This is a genomic window from Rhodobacter calidifons (genome assembly GCF_011174775.1).
Taxonomy (GTDB): domain Bacteria; phylum Pseudomonadota; class Alphaproteobacteria; order Rhodobacterales; family Rhodobacteraceae; genus Tabrizicola; species Tabrizicola calidifons.
On the sequence record NZ_JAANHS010000007.1, the window covers coordinates 36,582 to 59,897 of the forward strand.

Annotated in this window: 24 protein-coding genes and 1 tRNA gene; 12 read left to right on the forward strand and 13 right to left on the reverse strand. The window is 68.3% G+C overall.

Annotated elements, in window-relative coordinates; translation table 11 throughout:
* Positions 1 to 25 precede the first annotated feature (25 nt).
* From G8O29_RS10675 to G8O29_RS10685, 3 genes are all read left to right on the forward strand, one after another.
* On the forward strand, positions 26 to 1,684 hold the full coding sequence (locus tag G8O29_RS10675) for an ABC transporter permease (protein ID WP_166403229.1): 1,659 nt from the start codon (positions 26 to 28) through the stop codon (positions 1,682 to 1,684).
* 41 nt (positions 1,685 to 1,725) lie between these two features.
* Positions 1,726 to 1,801 (forward strand) — tRNA-Thr (locus G8O29_RS10680).
* Between the two features lie 149 nt (positions 1,802 to 1,950).
* Positions 1,951 to 2,787, forward strand: coding sequence for a universal stress protein (locus tag G8O29_RS10685; protein WP_166403230.1), 837 nt, complete (start codon positions 1,951 to 1,953; stop codon positions 2,785 to 2,787).
* A 9-nt stretch (positions 2,788 to 2,796) separates the two neighbouring features.
* Here the strand turns inward: G8O29_RS10685 and G8O29_RS10690 are convergent, their stop codons facing one another.
* Together G8O29_RS10690 and G8O29_RS10695 are read right to left on the reverse strand one after the other, a co-directional pair.
* A complete protein-coding gene (locus tag G8O29_RS10690; protein ID WP_166403231.1) occupies positions 2,797 to 3,135 on the reverse strand; it encodes a TfoX/Sxy family protein in 339 nt (112 codons plus the stop codon).
* Positions 3,136 to 3,213: 78 nt separating this feature from the next.
* Complete coding sequence (locus tag G8O29_RS10695) at positions 3,214 to 3,531, reverse strand: hypothetical protein (RefSeq protein WP_207623771.1); 318 nt, start codon at positions 3,529 to 3,531, stop codon at positions 3,214 to 3,216.
* A gap of 24 nt (positions 3,532 to 3,555) precedes the next feature.
* On the opposite strand from G8O29_RS10695, the gene G8O29_RS10700 reads away from it, so the two are divergent.
* From G8O29_RS10700 to G8O29_RS10720, 5 genes are all read left to right on the forward strand, one after another.
* A complete protein-coding gene (locus G8O29_RS10700; protein WP_166403233.1) occupies positions 3,556 to 4,722 on the forward strand; it encodes a M20 aminoacylase family protein in 1,167 nt (388 codons plus the stop codon).
* Between the two features lie 52 nt (positions 4,723 to 4,774).
* Positions 4,775 to 4,939 carry a DUF1304 family protein gene (locus G8O29_RS10705; RefSeq protein WP_166403234.1) on the forward strand — a complete coding sequence of 55 codons (165 nt, stop codon included), beginning with the start codon at positions 4,775 to 4,777 and terminating at the stop codon, positions 4,937 to 4,939.
* Positions 4,940 to 5,026: 87 nt separating this feature from the next.
* Positions 5,027 to 6,694 (forward strand): DUF1800 domain-containing protein, encoded by a 1,668-nt coding sequence (locus G8O29_RS10710; protein ID WP_166403235.1) that lies wholly within the window; start codon positions 5,027 to 5,029, stop codon positions 6,692 to 6,694.
* An 8-nt stretch (positions 6,695 to 6,702) separates the two neighbouring features.
* Complete coding sequence (locus tag G8O29_RS10715; RefSeq protein WP_166403236.1) at positions 6,703 to 7,857, forward strand: DUF1501 domain-containing protein; 1,155 nt, start codon at positions 6,703 to 6,705, stop codon at positions 7,855 to 7,857.
* Between the two features lie 101 nt (positions 7,858 to 7,958).
* Positions 7,959 to 11,942: a PAS domain-containing protein gene (locus G8O29_RS10720; protein WP_166403237.1), complete on the forward strand. Its 3,984-nt coding sequence runs from the start codon at positions 7,959 to 7,961 to the stop codon at positions 11,940 to 11,942.
* 14 nt (positions 11,943 to 11,956) lie between these two features.
* Here the strand turns inward: G8O29_RS10720 and rsmA are convergent, their stop codons facing one another.
* The 7 genes from rsmA to G8O29_RS10755 all read right to left on the reverse strand — a co-directional run bounded on the left by rsmA (position 11,957) and on the right by G8O29_RS10755 (position 17,317).
* A complete protein-coding gene (gene rsmA, locus G8O29_RS10725) occupies positions 11,957 to 12,799 on the reverse strand; it encodes a 16S rRNA (adenine(1518)-N(6)/adenine(1519)-N(6))-dimethyltransferase RsmA (RefSeq protein ID WP_166403238.1) in 843 nt (280 codons plus the stop codon).
* Between the two features lie 60 nt (positions 12,800 to 12,859).
* Positions 12,860 to 13,546, reverse strand: coding sequence for a M48 family metallopeptidase (locus tag G8O29_RS10730; protein ID WP_166403239.1), 687 nt, complete (start codon positions 13,544 to 13,546; stop codon positions 12,860 to 12,862).
* A gap of 13 nt (positions 13,547 to 13,559) precedes the next feature.
* Positions 13,560 to 14,180: a DedA family protein gene (locus tag G8O29_RS10735; protein WP_166403240.1), complete on the reverse strand. Its 621-nt coding sequence runs from the start codon at positions 14,178 to 14,180 to the stop codon at positions 13,560 to 13,562.
* Positions 14,177 to 14,521, reverse strand: coding sequence for a hypothetical protein (locus G8O29_RS10740; RefSeq protein ID WP_166403241.1), 345 nt, complete (start codon positions 14,519 to 14,521; stop codon positions 14,177 to 14,179). Before G8O29_RS10740 ends, G8O29_RS10735 begins: the two co-directional genes overlap by 4 nt.
* On the reverse strand, positions 14,518 to 15,699 hold the full coding sequence (locus tag G8O29_RS10745; RefSeq protein ID WP_166403242.1) for a vWA domain-containing protein: 1,182 nt from the start codon (positions 15,697 to 15,699) through the stop codon (positions 14,518 to 14,520). Before G8O29_RS10745 ends, G8O29_RS10740 begins: the two co-directional genes overlap by 4 nt.
* Before the next feature lie 92 nt (positions 15,700 to 15,791).
* On the reverse strand, positions 15,792 to 15,962 hold the full coding sequence (locus G8O29_RS10750; protein ID WP_166403243.1) for a hypothetical protein: 171 nt from the start codon (positions 15,960 to 15,962) through the stop codon (positions 15,792 to 15,794).
* 38 nt (positions 15,963 to 16,000) lie between these two features.
* Positions 16,001 to 17,317, reverse strand: coding sequence for a DUF2927 domain-containing protein (locus G8O29_RS10755; RefSeq protein ID WP_166403244.1), 1,317 nt, complete (start codon positions 17,315 to 17,317; stop codon positions 16,001 to 16,003).
* A gap of 285 nt (positions 17,318 to 17,602) precedes the next feature.
* Here G8O29_RS10755 and G8O29_RS10760 point away from each other — a divergent pair, with 285 nt between their 5' ends.
* Positions 17,603 to 17,947 (forward strand): ArsR/SmtB family transcription factor, encoded by a 345-nt coding sequence (locus tag G8O29_RS10760; RefSeq protein ID WP_166403245.1) that lies wholly within the window; start codon positions 17,603 to 17,605, stop codon positions 17,945 to 17,947.
* Positions 17,934 to 18,509, forward strand: coding sequence for an SRPBCC family protein (locus G8O29_RS10765; RefSeq protein ID WP_166403246.1), 576 nt, complete (start codon positions 17,934 to 17,936; stop codon positions 18,507 to 18,509). The genes G8O29_RS10760 and G8O29_RS10765 overlap by 14 nt, the downstream gene beginning before the upstream one ends.
* Here G8O29_RS10765 and G8O29_RS10770 read toward each other — a convergent pair.
* Positions 18,487 to 19,326 (reverse strand): AAA family ATPase, encoded by an 840-nt coding sequence (locus G8O29_RS10770; RefSeq protein WP_166403247.1) that lies wholly within the window; start codon positions 19,324 to 19,326, stop codon positions 18,487 to 18,489. The two genes, G8O29_RS10765 and G8O29_RS10770, sit on opposite strands and share 23 nt — an antisense overlap.
* Before the next feature lie 173 nt (positions 19,327 to 19,499).
* On the opposite strand from G8O29_RS10770, the gene dksA reads away from it, so the two are divergent.
* Together dksA and G8O29_RS10780 are read left to right on the forward strand one after the other, a co-directional pair.
* Positions 19,500 to 19,922 carry an RNA polymerase-binding protein DksA gene (dksA, locus tag G8O29_RS10775; RefSeq protein WP_166403404.1) on the forward strand — a complete coding sequence of 141 codons (423 nt, stop codon included), beginning with the start codon at positions 19,500 to 19,502 and terminating at the stop codon, positions 19,920 to 19,922.
* Positions 19,923 to 20,008: 86 nt separating this feature from the next.
* Complete coding sequence (locus G8O29_RS10780; RefSeq protein WP_166403248.1) at positions 20,009 to 21,184, forward strand: FAD-dependent oxidoreductase; 1,176 nt, start codon at positions 20,009 to 20,011, stop codon at positions 21,182 to 21,184.
* A 150-nt stretch (positions 21,185 to 21,334) separates the two neighbouring features.
* Here G8O29_RS10780 and xth read toward each other — a convergent pair whose 3' ends face one another.
* The 3 genes from xth to G8O29_RS10795 all read right to left on the reverse strand — a co-directional run bounded on the left by xth (position 21,335) and on the right by G8O29_RS10795 (position 23,268).
* The gene (gene xth, locus G8O29_RS10785) at positions 21,335 to 22,114 is read right to left on the reverse strand and encodes an exodeoxyribonuclease III (RefSeq protein WP_166403249.1); all 780 of its coding nucleotides are present in this window, start codon (positions 22,112 to 22,114) and stop codon (positions 21,335 to 21,337) included.
* Between the two features lie 46 nt (positions 22,115 to 22,160).
* Positions 22,161 to 22,880, reverse strand: a complete 720-nt coding sequence (locus G8O29_RS10790) for a hypothetical protein (protein WP_166403250.1) — start codon at positions 22,878 to 22,880, stop codon at positions 22,161 to 22,163.
* 61 nt (positions 22,881 to 22,941) lie between these two features.
* The gene (locus G8O29_RS10795) at positions 22,942 to 23,268 is read right to left on the reverse strand and encodes a HesB/IscA family protein (protein ID WP_166403405.1); all 327 of its coding nucleotides are present in this window, start codon (positions 23,266 to 23,268) and stop codon (positions 22,942 to 22,944) included.
* Positions 23,269 to 23,316 lie beyond the last annotated feature (48 nt).

Below are 23,316 nucleotides of genomic sequence, written 5' to 3' on the forward strand. Positions count from 1 at the left end.
CGCTTTCATGTAACCGCTGATCAGGATGTCCGACCGTTTCTCTCAACTTGCCTATCGCCGCTTCCGGCTGATCCCGGACCGCTGGACGCTGGGGGCTTTTCTCATCGCGGCAGTGGTTCTTGCGCCGATCCTGTCGATCCTCTGGCTGGCCGTGACCGCCAGCGGAAACATCTGGCCGCATCTGATGGCGACGGTTCTGCCGCGCTATCTGGGCACGACGCTGATGCTGATGGGCGGCGTGGCCGTCCTGACCGCCGCGATGGGGACGGGGGCGGCCTGGCTGATCAGCCAGTACCGCTTTCCCGGCCGTGACTGGCTGGCCCATGCGCTGCTGTTTCCTCTGGCGATCCCGGCCTTCGTCGGCGCCTATGCTCTGGTCGACCTGATGGACTATGCCGGACCGGTGCAGTCGGCCTTGCGCGCGGCCTTCGGCTGGACCTCGGCGCGGGACTACTGGTTTCCGCAGATGCGCTCGCTGCCGGGGGCGATCCTGGTCCTGTCCTTTGCGCTTTACCCCTACGTCTACCTTCTGGCCCGCGCCGCCTACCGCGAACAGTCCGGCCGCGCCTACGAGGTCGCGCGGTCGCTGGGCTGCGGGCCCTGGGGTCTGTTCCTGCGGCTGGGCTGGCCGCTTGCGCGCCCGGCCATCGCGGCCGGCGTGGCGCTGGCGCTGATGGAGACGGTGGCCGATTACGGCACGGTGCTGCATTTCGGCGTGCAGACGCTGACGACGGGGGTGTTCTCGACCTGGCTGAACGGCGGCAACGCGGGCGGGGCGGCGCAGATCGCGCTGGTGATCCTGGCGCTGATCCTGATTCTGGTCGGCCTGGAACGCGCGGGCAGGGGCGGGGCGCGCTTTCACCGCCTTGGCCGGGCCGCGCAGACGGTCGAGCCGCATCCCATCGCCGGGCGCAAGCGCTGGTATGCCACGATCCTCTGCCTGATCCCATTCGCGGGGGGCTTCGTGCTGCCGGTCGCGGTGATGCTGGTCCATTCCGCCGCCGCGCCCGCGGGCTGGCTGGCGCCGGGGCTGTTCCAGGCGCTGCGGAACACGCTGGTTGTCGGCGGGCTTGCCGCGCTGGCCACGGTCGCGGCGGCGGTGTTCCTGGTCTATGCGCTGCGGATGAAGGGCTCGCGCGGGGCGCAATGGCTCTTGCCGGTGACGCTGATCGGCTATGCCGCGCCGGGGGCGGTACTGGCGCTGGGACTTCTGTTGCCGCTGGCGGCGCTGGATCACCGGCTGGCGGACGCCGTGCTGGCGCTGACCGGCTGGGATCCCGGGCTGATGATCACCGGCACCGCCTTTGCGCTGGGTCTGGCCTATATGGTGCGCTTCTTCGGCATCGCGCAGGGTGCGGTCGACGCCGCCTTCGGCCGCGTGGCGCCGAGCCTCGCCATGGCCGCGCGCTCCTTGGGACGGTCGGCGGCGGGGACGCTGGGGTCGGTCTATCTGCCGCTGATGCGGGGCTCGGTGCTGACGGCGCTCTTGGTCGTGTTCGTCGATTGCGTGAAGGAGCTTCCCGCGACGCTTCTGCTGCGCCCGTTCAACTACAATACGCTGTCCACCCGGGTGTTCGAACTGGCCAGCCTGGAGCGCCTGTCCGAAGCCGCCCCGGCCGCGCTTCTGGTCATGGCCGTGGGCCTTGTCGCCGTGGCGATCCTGGCGCGCGACCAGCGGGACTGAACTCTTGCACAGCCCCGCGTCGGCCTGTATCTGGAAAAGGGGCCCCTATAGCTCAGCTGGTAGAGCATCTGATTTGTAATCAGAGGGTCGGGGGTTCGAGTCCCTCTGGGGGCACCACGGCATCCATTGCGGCGACCGGCAAGCGCTCTGCACGTGGGTGCATGGTTTGACATGGGTCATTCCCGGCGGACCCGATCCGTGCACAGATCCCGGCAACGCCTTGAAGGCGCCGGCTGTCTGCCCCTCGCCACCTAAGGACGTCTTTCATGCCCGAACGCCTTGCCAGCATCCCGCTTTCCACCTACCCCGAGCCGGTTCCCGACGCGGCGATTCTGGCCAGCCTCGATCTGGCGCGGGTGCTCGGCTGTCGGGCCGAGGTCACGGCCTATGCCGTCCAGATCCCGCCCGTCGCCGCGCCGCTTGGCAATTTCCTCGTCAACGTCGAGGCCATGGCCCGGACGGCCGAAGAGCGAAGCCTCGCGGAGTGCGACCGGATCGCTGCGCTTGTGGCAACGCGTGGCGCCGGGACAGACGCTATCGGCTTCTCCCGGCGGCAGGCGCAGCCCGGGGTGATGACAGAGCTTGCAACCCGCGCCGCGCGCTATGCGGACCTTGCCGTGGTGGCCTGGGCGCCCGATATGCTGGCGGCGCAGGATATGGCGCAGGCGCTGATCTTCGGCGCGGGCGTTCCGGTCATCCTCATGCCGCCCACGGCTTCGCCCGACCGGCTGGATCACATCGCCGTCGCCTGGGACGAAAGCCGGGTCGCCGCCCGGGCGCTTGGCGATGCGCTGCGGCTGCTGGCCCCTGGCGGGCGGGTCTCGGTCCTGACGGTGCGGGACGAAAAGGCGCTGAGCGGCGCGGATATCGCCGACCGCCTGGCCGCGACGCTGGGCGCGCGCGGCTACAGCGCCGCGCCGGTCAGCCTGACGCTGGACGGCCGCAGCATCGGCGTGGCGCTGCAAGAGGCCGCCTTGGCTGCGGGCGCGCAGCTGATGGCGATGGGGGGCTTCGGACATTCGCGCCTGCGCGACTTCATCCTGGGCGGGGCGACGACGGATATCCTGGCAGAGCTGCGGCTGCCGGCACTTCTGGCGCATTAGGCGCAACGCCTATCCGCGTTCGACCACGCCCAGAAAGCTGAGCATCCGTTCGACATCGGCGCGCAGCCTGGCATCCGACCGGTTGAACCCGGCGCACAGCGCGTCGAACCGCTTGCGCAGAGCCTTCTTCTCTTCGCCCTTGCAGTCGTTCCAGGGACGGCCCTGTAGACCCATCACCAGCACGTAATAGCCGATGAAATGCGGCCGCGATCCGCCTTCCAGCAGCCGGCGATAGGCTTCATCCGCACCCAACGCGCGCAGCGCCTCGGCCGAGGTGATGCCGACGCGGGCAAAGGCCGCCTCCGAGGCGGGGCCGAGGTTCGGGATCGAAGAGACGGGCTCGGGCATCGGGGGCTTGCTGGGGAACAAAACGCGCACACCGTCGCGGCTCGCCGCCAGCTTGTCAAGATCCCCGAGGGCGAGGGATCAGATCGAGGCCCAGTCGCGGAAGATCGGCTGACCGGCCTGCTGGGTGGACCCGCCGGCTTGCTGACCCTGTTGCTGCGGGCTGGGATTCGTACTGCCACCCTGCTGCGGCTGTGTTGTGGTCCTGGCCATCTGACTGCTCCGTATCGCTGGCTCTTTTTCCCATATTGCGCGGGCCTCTGGCCGCAACAAGCCGGGTTCATGACGTTTTTGCGACGCTTTGTCGGAAATGTGCGTCTTTCGCAACAGGTCGTCGATCACATTCCGGTTTTCCAGACCCGGGGTCCGGGGCTTGCCGTTTCCCGGCAACGGGTTCACCCTGTCCGGCGAAGGAGACCGCATATGCCCGTCAAGAACCGTTTCGCCGAGCTCTTGCCCGAAATCACCGCCTGGCGCCGGGATTTCCATGCCCATCCCGAGCTTCTGTTCGACGTCCACCGCACCGCTGCGAAGGTGGCCGAGCTTTGCCGGGCCTTCGGCTGCGACGAGGTGGTGGAAGGCATCGGTCGCACGGGGGTCGTCGCGGTCATCAGGGGACGCAGCGACAGCAAGGGCAGGGTGATCGGCCTGCGCGCCGACATGGACGCCTTGCCGATCACCGAACAGACCGGGGTCCCCTATGCCTCGACCGTCCCGGGCAGGATGCATGCCTGCGGACATGACGGACACACCGCGATGCTCCTGGGCGCTGCGAAATATCTGGCCGAGACGCGGAACTTCGACGGCACCGTGGTCTGCATCTTCCAGCCCGCCGAAGAAGGCGGCGGCGGGGGGCGCGAGATGGTGCGGGACGGAGTGCTCACGCGCTGGAACGTGCAGGAGGTCTACGGCATGCACAACATGCCCGGCATTCCCGTGGGCCATTTCGCGATCCGCCCCGGTGCGATGATGGCCGCCGCCGACCAGTTCGAGATCGTGGTGACCGGCAAGGGAGGTCACGCCGCCAAACCGCATGACTGCATCGATACCACCGTGGTCAGCGCACATATCATCCTGGCCTTGCAGACCATCGCCAGCCGCAATGTCGATCCGCTGAAACAGGTGGTCGTCAGCGTCTGCACCGTCGAAACCGACTCGACCGCCCACAACGTCATTCCCCAGGTGGTCAGGATGAAGGGCACGGTCCGCACCATGGATCCCCAGGTCCAGGACTTCGTCGAGACGCGGCTCGGCCAGATCGTCGAGGGCACGGCGCTTGCCCTCGGCGCCCGGGCCGAAGTGCATTACCAGCGCGGATATCCCGTGACGGTGAACACGCCCGAGAACACCGATTTCGCCGCCGAGGTGGCGCGGCGTGTCTCGGGCCATGTCGATACCGACACCGCCCCCCTGATGGGGGCCGAGGATTTCAGCTTCATGCTGAACGAACGCCCCGGCGCCTATATCTTCCTTGGCAACGGCGACACCGCGATGGTGCATCACCCGGCCTACAATTTCGACGACGCCGCCATTCCCTTCGGCGCAAGCTGGTATGCCGAGATGGCGGAAAGCCGGATGCCGGCGGGATGATCGGAACCGCCCCTGTGACGCTCGTCGCGCTCATCCATGCGCCAACCTGGCGATGAAGATGTTCCTGCGGGAGGCCAGGCCGGTGCGCGCCCTCTTCGGCATTTCGGCGAAGATCGCGGCCGACACCCGGGTGATGGCGGCGAACCGGGGGCTCTGCACCGGCTTCCTCGTGGCCGGACTGATCCTGGCCCTGCTTGCAGTGCCGGCCGGGGCGTGACCGGCAGGGTTCCGCCGGCAGAACCACGGCGCCGATGGCGGAATCGGTGGGAGACGTGGCAGACTTGCCTTTGCGGAGGGCACGCCCATGCTGACACGGCGCATGTTCCACACCCGGCTCATGGCTGCGCTGGCCGCGGCAGCACTTCCGGTGCCCAGGGGCGCGCGCGCCGCGGCGCAGGCGGCCGACGACCTCTGGCTGAACCGGCTGACCTTCGGCGCCTCGCCGGCCGCGCGGGCCGAGATCGCCGCGCTCGGGCGCGAGGCCTGGCTTGACCGGCAACTGGCGCTGCGCCCCGAGGACGATGCCGCGCTTGCCGACCGGCTGGCCCGGGCACGGCTGCGCATCGCCTATGGCGCGGGCGAGGATGACATCGGCACCTGGGAGGCGCGCGACGAGCTGCGGCCGCTGGGCTTCCTCTCGGCCGGGCCCGAGGCCATCGTGCCGCTTCTGGAATGGCAGCCCGGCCGCGCGATGGAATATTCCGAACGGACCCGCCCGGCGCAGGAGGTGGTGGCCGCCTCGCTGATCCGCGCCGTTCATGCCGAGGCGCAGCTGCGCGAGATGGTCACCCAGTTCTGGCACGACCATTTCAACGTGAACGCCGACAAGGACCACACGACCGCCGCCCCCTTCGCGCTGTATGACCGGGCGCTTCGGACGCATGCGCTGGGGAATTTCCGGGCGCTTCTGGGCGAGGTCGCCGCCGCGCCCGCGATGCTGTCCTACCTCAACAATGCCGACAGCCGCGCCTCGCCCGCGAACGAGAATTTCGCGCGCGAGCTTCTGGAACTGCACACGCTGGGGGCTGCCAACTATCTGAACGACCGTTACCAGGACTGGCGCGAGGTGCCCGGCGCGACCGAGGGGCTGGCCCGGGGCTATCTTGACCTTGACGTCTACGAGGTCGCACGCGCCTTCACCGGCTGGTCCATCGGCGACGGCCGCTGGCTGGCCGAGGGCGAGGAGGCGCCGCGCACCGGGCAGTTGCATTACGTCGCACGCTGGCACGACCCCTATCAGAAGCGCGTGCTGGGCCGCGAGTTTCCGCCGCATCGCGGGCCGCTGGAGGACGGCGCGGAGGTGCTTGACATCCTTGCCCGCCACCCCGGCACCGCGCGTTTCATCTGCGAAAAGCTGGCGCGGCGCTTCCTGTCCGACGACCCTCCGCCCGCGCTGGTGGAGCGGATGGCCGCAACCTTCCGTGCACAGGCCGAGGCCCCCGACCAGATCGCGCAGGTGCTGCGCCTGCTGGTCCTGTCGCCCGAGTTCGCCGCACCCCCTGCCAAGCTGCGCCGGCCCTTCGAATTTCTCGCTGCACTCTACCGCGCCACCGGGGCCGAGGTCACGGTCACTGAAAACGGTTTTCACTGGCACCTGTCCCGCGCCGGCTGGCGCCAGCATGGCTATGGCCCGCCAACCGGCCATCCCGACCGGATCGAGGCCTGGACGGGGGCCAGCACGCTGAACCGCAGCATAGATCTGGCGATTTCGGCCTTCGACGACTGGTTCGATGGCGCAAGGGCCGACCTTGCGCAGCCTGCGGGCAATGCTGCAACCTTGGGCGCTTTCGCTGCGCAGCATGCCGATGCGCTGGCGCCGGGGCAGGGGGCGGGCATCGCGGCCGATCTGGCCGGCGCCTTCGGCATCGACCCTGCCGCGCCCCTTGACGCGCTGGCGCCCGAGGATCGCCGCAGCCTCGGCCAGGCCGCCGTGGCCTTCGCCGCGCTGACCCCGGAATTCCTCTTGCGATAGGAGGCCCCATGGCCCGCGATCCGATCCTGGTGGTGGTCTTCCTGCGCGGCGGGGCGGATGGTCTGGCGCTGGTCTCGCCAGCCTCGGACCCGGATTTCATCGCCGCGCGCCCCGAGGCGCTGCGCGTGCTGCGCCAGGGCGATACCGCAGGGCGGCCCATCGCGCAGGACATCGCCGATGTCGATTTCCGCTTTCACCCGGCGGCTGCGGCCTTTGCCGATCTCTACGATGCGGGCGACCTGTCGCTGATCCATGCCGCCGGTCTGCCCGAGGCCACCCGCAGCCATTTCGACGCCGAGGCCCGGATCGAGCGCGGGATCTTCGGCGCCGATGTCGCGCTGAACGATGCTTCGGGCTGGCTGGGCCGCTGGTTGCGCGCCGAGGCACCCGGCGGCCCGCTGCCGGCGCTTGCCGTCGGTGCGATGCGCCCGGCCAGCCTGAGCGGTGCAGATACGGCGGTGGCCGAGACGCTGGCCGATCTGGTCCTGGCGCAGGGACACTGGCTGTCTGACCTCTTGCAGGCGCGGCTGGCTGCGGGTTTCGGGGCTCATGCCGCGTTGCAGCGGCCGATCCGCGACCTGATCGGCCTGTCCGACCTGGTGCGGGGCCGGTTCTGGTCCTCCGAGGACCAGGCGCTGCGCAGCTACGTTGCAAGCACCGCCTATCCCGAGGGCAATCCGCTGTCCGGCCCGCTGATGACCGTCGCGCAGACCATCAAGGAGGATCTGGGCCTGCGCATCACGACGGTGGATTTCCCCGGCTGGGACACGCATGTCAACCAGGCCGCCGATTTCCCCGCCCAGGTGGCGGCGCTGTCGCAGGCGCTCATGGCCTTCTGGCGCGATCTGGGTCCGTTGCAGCAGGATGTCTCGGTCGTGGTGATGAGCGAGTTCGGCCGACGGCTCGTCTCGAATTCCAGCGGTGGCACCGATCACGGGCGGGGCAACGTGATGCTGGTGCTTGGCCCCCAGGCGCGGGGCGGGCGGATGATCGGTTCGTGGCCGGGTCTGGCGAACGCGGCGCTGGACGAAGGCGCCGACCTTGCGGTGGTGACCGACTACCGCAACGTGCTGGCGGAACTGCTGACCGGCCACATGCGCCTTGCCGACCCCGGCCAGGTCTTTCCCGGCCATGCCGCCGCGCCGCTGGGGCTCTGGGGCTGAGCATGCCTCCGGCGAAGTTGTATTGCCGGCACTCAACTTCTGGGGAATAGTTGCGGGGCCGGGACAGAGGACGCATGAGACACGCTGGTCAGCCCGATATCATGACCGCCGAACCGGCGCGGATCGAGTTCCGCGTGGTCGAGCTGATGAACCGGCTGCTCGATGTCACCCCGGAAAACCTGGATGCCGAGATCGACTCGGTCCTGGCCGCCCTGGGTCAGGCCGGAGATTTCGCCCGGACGTTCGTGTTCCGCTACGAAGAGGCTTCCGGCTACAGCAACACCCATGAATGGGTGCGGCCCGGCGTCAAGGCCCTTAAGCCGGCGATGCAGCGTCAGGCGGGCGCGCTTTTGCCGTGCTGGCACGAACAGTTCATGGCCGGCAAGACGGTCATGGTGGCCGATGTCGATGACTTGCCGCCGGGCTCGGCCGAACGGTGCTTTCTGGAAGGGATCGGGGTCCGGTCGTCCCTGATGGTGCCGCTGATGGATGGCGCGCGGCTGTTCGGGCTGATCGGCTTCGACAGCGCCTGCCCGAACCGGACCTGGCTGGAGGATGGCGTCTTTCTGCTGACCTCGATCGGTCGGGCGGTATCTTCGGTCCTCTTGCGGATCGAGGCCGCGACCGCCGAGGCAGCGATGCGCAGCCATCTTTCGGCAACGCTGCACGCGCTGCCCGATCTGGTCATCGAACTGTCCGGTTCGGGACAGATCGTCGCCTGCCACAGCGACAAGCTGCCCTGGCTGGCAAACCTGGTGCGGGCCGGGATCGGCCGTCCCCTGGGCGAGATCCTGCCCGAGCCGCTGGCCGGCGTGCTGGGCGAGCTTGTGGCAACCCCCCCGCCCGATCATGCTGCGGTGACGCGCCGCGTCGGGCGGTCGACCCTGGTTGCCCCGCACCGCTACGAGGTGTCGGTCGCGCGGCTTGCGCCGTCCGGCGCACCGGGCGGGCCAAATCTTCTGGCGGTCATCCGTGACATCTCGGTGGCGGATCGTTCCAGCGAGATGCTGTCCTTCCGCGAAAGCCAGTTCACCGCTTTCTTCGAGATGAGCCCGCATGCGATCCTGGTGAACGATTTGGACACTGCGCTGGTCCTGGACGGCAACCGCGCCTTCCGCGAGATCTTCGGGGTGGACCCGCAGGTCGGACGGGATGTCGATGTGCGACGGATCCTGCCGCCGGAAAGCGCCTGGGTGATCGAGGACTCGATCGCCGCTCTTAAGGCGACAAGCAGCTATGGCCCGGTCGAGGCGCAGTTCCGCCGCATCGACGGAACCGTCTTTCCCGCGATCGTGCGCTGTTTTCTGAGTGTCGATCCGAACGGGCGGCGGCTGGTCTGGTCGCTGATCGAGGACGTTACCGAAGTGCGCGCGAAGGAGGCCGCCTTGCAGGCCGAAAGTCGGGCGCTGGCGGCGACCAAGGTGCGGCTTCTGGCCGCGATCGAGGCGCTGGACGACGGCTTTGCGATCTTCGATGCCGAGGATCGGCTGGTCCTGTGGAACACGCCCTATGTCCGCGTCTTCAACCGCATCGCCGATCTGATCTGCGAAGGCGCCCTTTACGACGATCTGCTGCGCGCGGCCATCGATCGTGGCGTCTTCGGAGAGGCGGGCGAGCGTGACGATGCCAATCTGCAACGCAGGCTCGACCGGCCGCTGACCGAGATCTGGGACAATGAGGACAAGCTTGCCGATGGCCGGCTGATCTGGGTGCGTGAACGCGCCACGCCGGCGCGCGAGACGGTCGGGCTTTACGAGGACGTGACCGCGCGCCGCCTGGCGGACCTGCGCCTGCAACAGGTCGTTGACGGCGGCGAGATCGCGGTCTGGGACTGGGATGCCGGGCAAGGCTTCAGCGCGATCAACGACCGCTGGGGCGCGATGCTGGGGCTGGACCAGACGGTCAGCCTCGACGCCCTGGTCGACCTGATCCATCCCGAGGACCGGACAGCGGTTGCAACTGTCCAGCGCGCGGTGTTTCTGGAAGGCCGCGACGATTTCTCGCTGCGCTGCCGCATGCGGCATGCCAATGGCGGCTGGGTCTGGCTCTTGACCCGCGGCCGCATCGCGCTGCGCGCGGCCGACGGCAGCCCGCGCCGGATCTCGGGGATCACGCTCGATGTCTCGACCCAGGCCGAGGCGGAACAGCGGCTCAGCCAGGTGATCGACGGCACCAAGGTCGGTACCTGGGAACATGACCTGCGGACCGGCGTCACCCTGGTCAGCGACCGCTGGGCCGAGATCCTTGGCTACGAGGCCGTCGAGATCAATCCGCTGCCGCTGTCGGGCTGGCTTGGCATGCTGCATCCCGACGACGCGCGGGATCTCATCGCGCATGAACGCGAGGCCTTCGCGGCCGGCCAGTGGCAGGTCGAACACGAAGTCCGCCTGCGGCACAAGCAGGGCCATTGGGTCTGGGTGCTGACCCGGGCCCAGGTTTCGGAATGGGACGATGCCGGACGCCCGGTCCGCACCAGCGGCATCAACCTCGACATCTCGCCGGCCAAGGCGCTTGAATCCGCCCTGGCGCGGGAACGTGACACGCTGGCGCGGGTGATGGAGGCTTCGGTCTCGGGCATCGTGGTGGTGGACGAAAAGGGTGGCGTCGTCTTCACCAATGCCGCGGCTGCGCGGGTTCTCGGCCGGGCGGTCAGCGCCGGCGACAACCTGCTGACGCTGCTGGATGCGGCGGCGGTGCGGGGGCTGGAGGGCGAGCCGCTCGATCCGGCCGAACTGCCGGTCGCACGCGCGCTTGCCGGCGACCCCGGAATGCACGAGCTCCGGCACCGCCTGACCTGGCCCTCGGGCGCCTCGCGCTGCGTCGCGGCCACCTCGGCCCGGCTCGTCGCGGTGGGGACGGATCATGCCGTGGTCTGCACCTTCACCGACATCACCGACGAGATGGAGGCCGAGGCCCGGCTGCGCGCCGCGATGACCGCCGCCGAGACGGCGAACCGCGCCAAGTCCGATTTCCTTGCCGCGATGAGCCACGAAATCCGGACCCCCCTGAACGGGGTGCTTGGCATGGCAACGGTGCTGGCGGGCCGGCTTTCGGATCCGACCGAGCAGGCCATGGTCCGGGTCATCAGCGATTCGGGTGAACATCTTCTGGGCGTCATCAACGACATCCTCGACCTTGCCAAGATCGAGGCGGGGCGCGTGGTGCTTGATCCCTGGCCGATCCGGCTGTCCGAGGTGCTGTTCCGGGTGACGGCCCTGCATCAGCTGGCCGCCGACGAAAAGGGCATCCGCCTGCAAGCCCGCTGCGTCGGCGGTGCGGCCGACGAGGTTCGGTTGGGCGACGAGAAGCGGCTGATCCAGATCCTGCACAACCTGATCGGCAATGCCCTGAAATTCACCGATTCCGGCGAGATCCGGGTCGAGATCGACTGTTCCGACCGCGAGGTGATCCAGATGCGGGTGCGCGATACCGGCATCGGCATGTCGCAGGCCGAGATCGCGCGCGCCTTCGACGAGTTCTCGCAAGGCATGGGCGGGTCGCGCCGCAGCCATGTCGGCACCGGGCTGGGTCTGCCGATCGTGCGCCGCCTGGCCCGTCTGATGGGCGGGGATGTCGCGCTGAGCTCGGTCGAGGGGCAGGGGGTCACCGCCCGGGTCTGGCTGAAATGCCCGGTGCTCGAGCGCGGCTCGGCCAGAGGCCGGGACCAGACCGCGCTGCGTCTGCCCGGGCTGCGGGTCCTGGCCGCCGAGGACAACGCCACCAACCGCATCATCCTGCAAAGCATGCTTCAGGCGCTGGGGGTCGAGGCGGTGATCGTCGAGGACGGGGCCGAGGCGCTGGCACGGTTCAACGGCTCGGCCTTCGATGCCGTGCTTCTGGACATCGCGATGCCGGTGATGGACGGGATCGAGACGCTGGACGCCCTGAACGACCTTGCCCGTTCGCTGGGCCGGCCGCTGCCGCGGGCCATCGCCGTCACCGCGAACGTCATGACCCATCAGGTCGAGGAGTACCTTGCGCACGGCTTCAGCGCTGTCGTGGCCAAACCCATCCGCCTGGAAATGCTGGGCGAGGCGCTGGAGCGCAGCATGTCCCTTGCAGACCCGTCGAAGGACGCAGGCTGAGCCCGGCCGCAGGTTCAGGCCGGGTGCAGGGCGCGCGCCAGGGCACAGAACCCCTCCAGCCCGATCTCCTCGGCCCGGGCGGTCGGCGGGATGCCCGCGCGGAGCAGCAGCGCCTCGATGTCGGGATGCAGCGCCTTCAGACTGGTGCGCAGCATCTTGCGGCGCTGGTTGAAGGCCATCGCAGTCGTTCGTTGCAAGACCTTGAAATCGCAGGGATGGCGCGGCGCTTGCAGAGCGGTCAGCTGCACAACCGCCGAATGCACCTTGGGGGCCGGGGTGAAGGCCTCGGGCGGCAGGCTCATCACAACCCGCGCCTCGCAGCGGTATTGCGCCAGAAGCGCGAGCCGCCCGTAATGCTCTGTTCGCGGCTTCGCAACAATCCTTTCCGCCACCTCCTTCTGGAACATCAGCGTCAAGGATGTCCAAAGCGGCGGCCAGGCATCGGGCGTCAGCCAGCGGATCAGGAGTTCGGTGCCCACGTTATAGGGCAGGTTCGCCACGATCTTGACCGGCGGCGCCAGGTGGCGGCCAAGGTCCAGTTCCAGCGCATCGCCGTGCAGCACCTCCAGCCGTCCAGGGTATGCCGACGCGATCTCGGCCAGGGCGGGCAGGGCGCGGGCGTCCTTTTCCACGGCAACCACGCGCCGCGCGCCCTCGGCCAGAAGGCCCCGCGTCAGGCCACCCGGGCCGGGGCCGACCTCCAGCACGTCGCAGCCCGACAGATCCCCCGCCGCCCGCGCGATCTTGGCGGTCAGGTTCAGATCCAGCAGGAAGTTCTGCCCCAGCTGCCTTTTCGCAACCAGATCATGCGCCCGGATCACCTCGCGCAGGGGCGGCAGCCCGTCGATCGTTCCCAAACCCGCCCCCTTTGCGCTAAGCCAGAGCCGTCCTAGCCGTTTGCGGGCGATTTGCCAACGTCACCCCAGCCAGCGCGCCTCGTTCGCCTCGATGGCGGCGATGCGTTCATCGACCCTGGGATGGCTGAGCAGCCAGGCCGGAATCCCTTCGGCCCGGTTCTGGGTCAGGGCATCCAGCTTGCGGAACAGGGACTTCTGCGGCCCGGTCCCGATCCCTGCCTTGATGAGAAGCGCGCTGGCATAGGCATCCGCCTCGAACTCGTCGCGCCGCGACAGCCGCGCCATCAGGGCGACCGAGATCAGATTGGCGATCCAGATGCCGATGAAGGGCAGGAATCGGTTCAGCACGGCCGAGAGCATGACGAAGACCGCGTTCTGCCCGGTGAAGTCGATCATCCGCCGCCGCATGTGGCCTTGCGCGACATGGCCCATCTCATGCGCGATGACCGAGGCCAGTTCCTCCGCCGTCACCTCGCCCCGGGCCTTTCGGTTCAGGAACCCGCGCGTCAGGAAGATGCGCCCGTCCGGGGCGGCCAGACCGTTCACGGCATCGACCTCGAACACGTTGACCTTGATCTCGGGGATGCCCATGGCCGCCGCCATCCGGTCGGCCAGCCGCGTGATGGACGGGTCCGTCAGCGGCTGCGAGCGTTCGTCCAGAAGCCGCCTGGTGCGCCAGACCGAAAAGCGCATCATCAGGAAGGCATAGCCGACCGCCAGCAGGAGGGGGAGAAACAGCTTTGTCATGTCCGGGATATAGTCAGCCCTTGCCTGCGGTCAAAGCGGGGTCCGCGTCACCGGACTGCGAGACCCAGAGCCAGTAGCCCAGGATGACCACACCCGCAGCGCCCGCGACGATCCCCAGCACCGAGCCGATCAAGTCGCCGGCTGCCGAGACATTGCCGGCAAAGGCATAGCCCGCACCGACATAGGTCCCGGCCCAGACCGCCTCGCCGGCGATCCCGGCCATGGTGAAGCGGCCCCAGCCATAGCCGGTGCTGCCGGCCGTCAGGTTGACCCAGGGGCCAAGCGGGCTGATCAGCCAGCGCGTCAGGAACACCGCCAGCAGCCCCTTGCGTTCCATGATCGCCACCGCCCGACCCAGAAGCTTGTCGCGCGCCGGATCGCGTCTGAGGCGGGTCAGCAGCGGCGCCCCGGCCTTGCGCCCGGTCCAGTAGCCGACCTGATCGCCCAGGCTGCCGCCGATGGCCGCCGCCGCGAAGGTCTGCCACAGCACCATTTCCTCGGCCGCGACAAAACCGCCCGCTGTCAGCATCAGGATCGAGGCCGGGATCGGCAGCGCAAGACAGGACAGGAACGTCGTCGCCGCCAGAAGCCAGATGCCATAGGTCGGCACCAGCTCCAGCATCCAGTCCATCATTCCTGCGCCTCCGCCGCCTTCAGCGTCTGGACCGCAGCCTCGATCTCGGCGATCAGCTCTTCGACCGGAATGCCGCGGTCGCGGGCGATTTCACTCAGCGGCTGCGGGTGGCCCTTCACCTTCGGGCCCGGCAGACCCACCGCCTGGTCGATCTGGGGCGGGGTCAGGTTCCAGGATCTTGCGATATAGCCCACCGTCATCCAGGGGCGGATCGGCTCTTCCTGGTGATTGGCCCAGTAGATCGCCGTCACCACGAAGCGCCCGGAAAAGAACAGCGTCACCGCACAGGCGATCAGGAAGGCCGTCGTCAGGATCGGCCGCATCCGCCAAAGTCTGATCATCGCAGCTCCCTGATCCCTCGTGCCAACCCGTCCAGCGTCATCGGCACCATCCTGCCCTCGAAGATCTCGCGGATCATCGCCGTCGATCGGGTATGACCCCAGGCGCGTTTCTCCACCGGATTGATCCACAGATGATACGGCCATTGCGCCCGTATCCGTCGCAGCCAGACCTCGCCCGCCTCGCGGTTCCAGTGTTCGTTCGCGCCGCCCGGATGGGTGATCTCGTAGGGCGACATCGCCGCATCCCCCACGACGATCAGCCGCCAGTCCGCGCCATAGGTGCGGATCACCTCCCAGGTCGGGGTCTGATGCTCCCACCGGCGGCGGTTGTCGCGCCAGAGCCCCTCATAGACGCAGTTGTGGAAGTAGAAGACCTCCAGATGCCGGAACTCGGCCTTCGCGGCCGAAAACAGGTCCTCCATCACCCGCACATGGGGGTCCATCGACCCGCCGATGTCCAGAAACAGCAGCACCTTGACCGCATTCCTGCGTTCAGGTCGGGTCTGGACATCCAGCCAGCCCTGCGCCGCCGTCGCGCGGATCGTGCCGTCCAGGTCCAGCTCTTCCGCCGCCCCCTCGCGCGCCCAGCGGCGCAACCGGCGCAGCGCCAGCTTCATCGTCCGCGTGCCGATCTCGGCATCGCCGTCCAGATTGCGGAACTCGCGCCGGTCCCAGACCTTGACCGCGCGCCGGTGGCGGCTTTCCTCTTGCCCGATCCTGACACCTTCCGGGTTGTAGCCCCAGGCCCCGAACGGAGAGGTCCCCGCGGTGCCGATCCACTTCGACCCGCCCTGGTGTCGCCCCTTCTGCTCCGCCAGGCGCTGGCGCAGCGTCTCCATCAGCTTGTCGAACCCGCCCAGCGCCCGGATCGCTGCGCGTTCCTCGGCCGACAGGTGCCGTTCGGCCAGCTTTTCCAGCCAGTCGCGCGGCAGGTCGAGCGCGGCCAGCACCTGTTCGGCCGTCACCGACTCCAGCCCGGCAAAGGCCCGGGCAAAGGCGCGGTCAAAGCGATCGATGTGACGCTCGTCCTTGACCAGGGTCAGCCGGGCCAGGTGGTAGAAGCCTTCGGGGTCGTAGATCACCAGCCCCGCGGCCATGGCTTCGAGAAACGACAGGAACTCCCGCAGCGAGACGGGAACCGCTTCCTCGCGCAGGGTCTGGAAGAAGCGCAGGAACATGCACTACCCGCCGATTTCTTCGCAGAAATCGGACCGGAGCCTTGGAAGGCTCCGCAGCGGAATTTGGTCAAATTCCGCCCTGCACCCGGCCATCAGACGCGCAGCATCCGGTCAAGGTAGATGGTCAGGAACAGCCCGACCAGCGCAAGGATCAGGCCGTGCACGAAGGCATATTGCAGGATGTCGGCCGGCCTGCCTCCGCGTGCCCGGGCCCGCAGGCCGCCGGCAACTGCACCAAGAAGAAATCCGCCGATCACGAACATGTCGCCCCATTTCCGGGGCGCGTCGCTGGCGTGCCCCCTCAGCCCCTTTCGGCGCGGTTCGCCACGGCTGCGATGTTCCGCATCCGGCTTTGCACCCCGCCTTCCGAGCCGAAGCCATAGCGCGCATGGGGCGCAGTGTCCATGCGCAGCGCGGCGGCGGCGGCGGGGTTGCCCATGGCCTCCAGCGCTTCGGCCTTGATCAGCATCAGCGTGGCCAGAAGTGCCGGATTGTCATGGCGCCGGACCACAGGCATGGCCCGGTCGGCCAGCCGCGCGGCCTCTTCCGGCACCCCGCCGGCCAGCGCCAGCACGGCAAGCTGTGTGTCGACATGGGCCAGCTGCAACTCCGCCCCGGGCAGCCGGGCATAGATCGCCGCGGCGCGCACGAAGGCAGCCTGGGCAGCGGGCGGGTCGCTTGCGGCCATCAGACGGCCCGCCACGAAATGGCTGAAGGCCAGCCGGTTGTCCTGCCATCCCGCCGCCTGCGCCAGGGCCAGGGCGCGCCCGGCCGCAGCCCGGCGTGCCGCAGGCGAGCCGTTGCGACCGAGCGCCGCCTCGATCTCGCGGACCCATTCCGGCGCTGTCCCAGAGCCTGCGACAGGCGCTGTTCCCAGACGCGCGGCGACTTCGGACAGGCTCATCCCGCTGGCAAGCTGCGGCGAATAGGTCAGGCGCAGGATCGCCATGTCGAAGCCGGTCAGCACCGAATGGAAGTTGTCGTCGTTGAACACGCTGTCCGTCAGCCGGTACAGGTCGTTCAGCGGGCCCAGCGCCTGGGCCAGTTCCTCGTGCAGGCAGTCGCGTATTTCCTGCGGGCTGGTATCGGCGGGAATGAAGATCGCCGCCCGCTCGCGCCGCGTGACCTGGGCCCAATCCACCGCGTCCGACCCGCGCTTGCGGCGGAACTCGGCCAGGGAGCTCACATTCGGCACCACGAAACAGGCCGCCGTCGGCGCCAGCCGGCGCAGATCGGCGCGACTGGTGAATTCGATCGTGATCGCGGCGGCCCCCGAGGTCTGCGCGATGTCGATCCCCGCTTCCGACCGCAGCCGGCCGATCAGCGCCGTCAGGTCGCGGCCTGCGGACGGCGGAACTTGTCCGGTCATGGCCACCGTCACCGGTCCTTCGAAGCGGCTGAAGGTCTGAAGCGACCGTCCGCTTTCCATGGCGAAGGTCAGTTCCATGAAGTCGCGCACCAGCGATCCGCCGCTCTGCGCCGTCTGCTCCAGCCGGTAGCCGCCGGGTGCGCCAAAGCCGACGCCGACCTCTTCGACCGGGCCGCCTTTCGAGACCTGGGCAGGTTCGCCACAGGCCGACACCACGCAAAGCGCGGCAAGAAGAAGGGGCAGGCGCATGGGCAGGACCTGTCTGGCAGCACCCCGGGCAGCTTGGGGCCGCTCAAGTGTCCGGTCACAGGCGGTCCCGAGTCAATTCGGGAAAAACCGAAGATTTTCCGCCTACTACCCATCGCGGTTGAAGTGACGGCAGCCGCAGGATTTATCCTTGTCGCTCACGCAGTGTTACAGCCTTGCGGGCTGCGTCGGCCCTTGACGGCTCAGTTTCGGCGGCCGCCGGTGATTCGGCTTGCATTTCCGGGCATCGGAGATTACCAAATAGAAATATAACCGATAGGCAATGCAATGACCGATCCCCTTTCCCGCACCTTCCTGGCGCTGGCCGACCCGACCCGCCGCGCCATCCTTGCCCGGATTGCCGAGGGTGCGCAGTCGGTCTCGGCCCTCGTTGCGGCCAGCCATCTGTCGCAGCCCGCCATCTCCAAGCATCTGAAGGTGCTGGAAGAGGCCGGCCTGATCCGGCGCGAGCGGGTGGCCAGGACGCGCCCGGTGCATCTTCGGGCCGAGGGGCTGCGCCCGGCCGGGGCCTGGATCGACCATTACCGCAAGCATTGGGAGGGCGCCTTCGACCGGATGGATGCGCTCATTGCCCGGCTGAACGAGGAGGCCCAAGGGAATGGACGACAATAGCGCCAATGCGCTGCGCCTGACGCACCGCTTTGCCGGCCCGCCGGACCTGGTCTGGGCGATCTGGACCAGGCCCGAGCTGATCCGGTCCTGGTTCGGCTCCTCCCACGGGTTCCGCGCGCATGACGTCACCGTCGATCTGCGCCCGGGGGGCATATGGTCCTTGCGCAACGTGAACGGTGCGATCACCGAACATGTCACCGGCACCTATCACGAGGTGGAGCCGGTCCGCCGCCTGGTCTGTTCCTACCACTTCCGGGGAACCGAGTTCTTCTCCGTCATCTCGGTCGATCTGACCGCCGACGGCGACGGCACCCGGCTCGCCTTCCTGCAAACCGGCTTTCCCGACGCCCGGGCCCGGATCGAGCACGCCCGCGGCTGGCCCCACGCGCTGCGCGTCATGTCAGAGGCGCTGCTGGCCATGCACGGGATCGGCACGCTGTGGCCGAAACTGCCCGAGAAGGCCCATCTCGACGGCGTCGCCCGCGACCTGGAAGCCGCCCGTCAGCGCCTGTCCGAGGCAAGCCTCAGCCACGATCAGGCTAGCGCTGCCCGCGCGACATGAAGGCAAGGCGTTCGAACAGCTGCACGTCCTGTTCGTTCTTCAATAGCGCGCCGTGCAGCCGGGGCAGGGCGTTGCGGCTGTCGCCCCGCAGATCCTCGGGCGCCAGATCCTCGGCCAGCAAAAGCCGCAGCCAGTCCAGCACCTCGCTGGTGGACGGCTTCTTCTTCAGCCCCGGCACGTCCCTGATCTCGTAGAACCGGGTCAGCGCGGCGGTCAGCAGCTGGTCCTTGATGTCGGGGAAATGCACCCGGACGATGGCCGCCAGCGTGTCCGCATCGGGAAACCGGATGTAGTGAAAGAAGCAGCGCCGCAGGAAGGCATCGGGCAGCTCCTTCTCGTTGTTCGAGGTGATGATGACCACCGGACGGTGCCGCGCCCGGACCGTCTCGCCGGTCTCGTAGACGTGGAACTCCATCCGGTCCAGTTCCTGCAACAGGTCGTTCGGAAACTCGATGTCCGCCTTGTCGATCTCGTCGATCAGCAGCACGACGCGCCCCTCGGCCTCGAAGGCCTGCCAGAGCTTGCCCTTGCGGATGTAGTTGCGCACCTCGTGCACGCGCGTGTCGCCCAGCTGGCTGTCGCGCAGCCGGCTGACCGCGTCGTATTCGTAAAGCCCCTGCTGGGCCTTGGTCGTCGATTTCACATGCCACTCGATCAGCGGCAGCCCCAACGCCTGCGCCACCTGGCGCGCCAGTTCCGTCTTGCCGGTGCCGGGTTCGCCCTTCACCAGAAGCGGCCGCTCCAGCCGCACCGCCGCGTTCACCGCCAGCGCCAGGTCGTCCGAAGCCACATAGCTTTCCGTCGAGCCGAATTTCATCGCGCGATCAACATCCTGTTTCCGGTACACCGGCAGACCCTACCCACGCCCAGAAAATGTCGCAACCGCTAGTGACAATCTACCGGGCTTGCGATACATGCCCGCCGAACAGGAGCGCGTCCATGACAGAAGCCCACCTGTCGGAGCGATCCGACGCGAAGGAGAGAGTTTCGATGAAGGCCGAGGTTTTCCTGCCCGATGACTATCGTCCCGCCGAGGACGAGCCGTTCATGAACGATCGCCAGCTTGAATACTTCCGCCGCAAGCTTCTGACATGGAAGCAGGAATTGCTGGAGCAGTCGGCCGAGACCATCGACAGCCTTCAGGACAGCGCGCGTAACGTGCCCGATATCGCCGACCGCGCCTCGGAAGAGACCGACCGCGCGCTGGAACTGCGCACCCGGGACCGCCAGCGCAAGCTGGTGGCCAAGATCGACGCCGCCCTGCGCCGGATCGAGAACGGCGAATTCGGCTATTGCGAAGTGACGGGCGAGCCGATCAGCCTCAAGCGCCTGGATGCGCGTCCGATTGCCACGATGACGCTGGAAGCCCAGGAAAGGCATGAACGCCGCGAGAAGGTTCACCGCGACGACTGACGCCACAGCCGCCGGGGCCAGCGTCATCCTGCGCAGTTGACGCCGGGCCGCTGGTCCGGCGTTGTCGTCCGAAGGGGACGGAAGGGATGCGCCTGATCGGCCAGAGCGTGACGATCGTCGGGGCAGGGGTGGCGGGCCTGGCCGCCGCGCGGGCGCTTGCGCTGCGCGGCGCGCAGGTCACGGTGCTGGAACAGGCGGATGCGATCCGCGAGGTCGGCGCGGGTCTCCAGATCTCGCCCAACGGGGCCGCGGTGCTGCGTGCGCTCGGGCTGCAAGCGGCGCTGGATGCTGCATCCATCCGGGCCGAGGCGGTGCAGCTGATCGATGGCCCGACCGGGGATCCGGTCGCGCGCCTCGACCTCGCGCGCCTGCGTCCCGGCCAGGGCTACCACTTCCTGCACCGCGCCGACCTGATCGCGCTGTTGCTGAAAGGGGCGCAGGAGGTGGGGGTCGCCCTGCGCCTTCTGGCCCGGATCGACAGCCTCGATCTTTCCGGCGCGCATCCCGCCGTGACGCTCGACACGGGCGAGCGCATCGAGACCCGGCTTCTCATCGGGGCCGATGGCCTGCACTCGAAGACGCGCAGGGCCCTGAACGGGCCCGAGACGCCCTTCTTCACCCGCCAGGTCGCCTGGCGCGCGGTGATCGCCTGCGAACCGGGGGCGGCCCCGGTGGCCGAGGTCCACATGGGTCCGGGCCGCCACCTCGTCAGCTACCCCCTGCGCGGCGGAAGCCTGCGCAACATCGTGGCCGTGGAAGAGCGCGAGAAATGGGCCGAGGAAAGCTGGACGCTCCGCGACGACAGCATGGACCTGCGGCTTGCCTTCGCCGGCTTCTCGTCCCGGGTGCGCGGCTGGCTGGACCAGGTCGAGGATCCCTGGCTCTGGGGCCTGTTCCGCCACAAGGTCGCCGAAACCTGGGTGCATCCGCTGGGCGTGGCGATCCTTGGCGATGCCGCCCATCCGACGCTGCCCTTCCTCGCGCAGGGGGCCTCGATGGGGCTGGAGGACGCCTGGGTCCTCGCCGATGCGCTTGCGGGCCACGACAGCCTTGCCGCAGCGCTTGCCGCCTATCAGGCGCGTCGCAAACCCCGCACCACGCGCATCGTCGCCGCCGCCAACGCCAATGCGCGCGCCTATCACCTGTCGGGCCTGCCCCGGATGATCGGCCACGCCGGTCTGCGGCTGCTCGGACGCCTGTCCCCGGCGGCGATGCTCGGCCGCTTCGACTGGCTTTACGGGCACGACGTGACGCAAGGCTAGGTCATGGGGCGCAAATCTTTTCGAAAAGATTTGCAAAATCCTTCGAAGGATTTTGGCCCGCACCCACCTTGTGCAAGGTAAACGCCGCATGAACGCAGGCGTCCAACCCATTGTTTTTCAATAGCCCGACCTTCGCGCCGCGCGCGGCGCTCACGCCGCCAGCCGCACCCAGACCGGCACATGGTCCGACGGTTTGTCACCCCCCCGGACCGCCTTGTCGACGCCTGCCTCCTCCAGCCGGTCGGCGGCCTGGGGGCTGCACAGGACATGGTCGATCCGGATCCCGTTGTTCCGCTCCCAGGCACCGGCCTGGTAGTCCCAGAAGGTATAGACCCCGGCTGACGGGTCCCGGACACGCACCGCATCGGTCAGCCCCAGATGCGCCATCCTCCGGAACGCCGCGCGGCTTTCGGGCAGGAACAGCGCGTCCGTCACCCAGGCCTCCGGCTTCGCCGCATCCACCGGCTGCGGGATCACGTTGTAGTCGCCCAGGCAGACGAACGTTTCCTCCGCCGCCAGCAGCTCGCGCACCCGCGCCTCCATCCGCGCCATCCAGGCCAGCTTGTAATCGTACTTCGGCCCCGGCGCCGGGTTCCCGTTCGGCAGATACAGCCCGCAGACCCTGACCGGCCGCCCCGCATCCACCACTGCCTCGATCCAGCGCGCCTGCTCGTCCCCGGGATCCCCCGGCAAGCCGCGCCGCACATCGCTCAGTGGCAGCTTCGACAGGATCGCCACGCCGTTGAACGACTTCTGCCCATGCGTCTCGACCCGGTAGCCCAGCCCTTCGAAGACCTCGCGCGGGAAGGCCTCGTCCATCGACTTGATCTCCTGGAGACAGACCACATCCGGCGCCGCGTCGGCCAACCAGGCCTGCAAGGCCTCGATCCGCGCCTTGATCCCGTTGATGTTGAACGTCGCAAGCTTCATGACCGGGTCCTCCTCGCCAGGACCCTAGGCCCGCAGACGCATAGGCTCAAGCCGTCTGCCGCAGGGGCGGGGATGCCGCCTGCAACCACAGCGCATCCAGCCGGTCCAGCGCAGTCGGATCGAACCGCTCCGCCTCTTCCCAGTAGCGCCCCGAAGGCACCCGGTAGTCCAGCTCTGCCTCCAACGCCAGCGCCTCGGCGGCACGGTCGGGACACCAGCGCCCCGGCCGGGCCTGCGCCACCGCCGCCCGCGACACCCGCGGAAGGATCAGCCGGGAGGGGCCTGTCGACAGGTTCACCACCGCGCAGCCCCGCATCGCGGCCAGCACCATCAGCCGCGCCGATTTAGCCTCCAGGCTGCGTAGCGTGATGTCGGACCGCAGCGGGTCGGGCGTGCCGGTGCCGTAGAAATGCGTCAATCCCGATTTCGGGTAATGCATGTCGCAGCCGAACACCGCCAGCACGCGCGGTTTCAGCGCATGCAGCGCCCAATAAGCCGCCGTGAAGGCCATTGTTGCCCCTGCATAGACAAAGCCGCCGAAAGCATTCTGCGCCGGAACGAACTCCGTCTCTGTCACCAACTGCTGTCCGGCGGCGGGAACCGGCTGACGCTCGACCGGGAAATCCCAGGGGAAGACCGAATAATCCCAGTCCGCCCGCACCCGCCACGCGTTGTTGATCGCCACGATCCGGTCGAACGGCCCGCGCGGCCAGGTCGTGGCTTCGGCCGCCATCGGGGCCGAGCCCAGCATCAGCACAATGGCCATTTCTTCTCTCCAACTGCCCGCGCAGAAGCTAGTGCTGCGCAGCGGAAGGGCCAGAGGAAAGTCAGATCGAAAAACTCGTCCCGCAGCCGCAGCTGGTCTTGGCGTTGGGGTTCTGCACCACAAACCGTGCGCCGATCAGCTCGTCGGTAAAGTCGATCACCGCATTCGACAGGAAGGGCAGGCTGACCTGATCGACCAGCACCCGCTGGCCATCCTTTTCCAGTACCAGATCGTCGGCCGCAGGCTCGTCCAGCGTGATCGAATACTGGAACCCCGAACAGCCCCCGCCATCCACGGCCACGCGCAGGGACTTTGCCTCGCCCATGGCTTCGGCGATCTCGGCCAGCCGGGCAAAGGCCCGATCCGTGACTTTCGGCGGCAGCGTCAGTTCCATGGCTGTTCCCGTATCCTTCGGCCTGCGGGATGAATATATGAA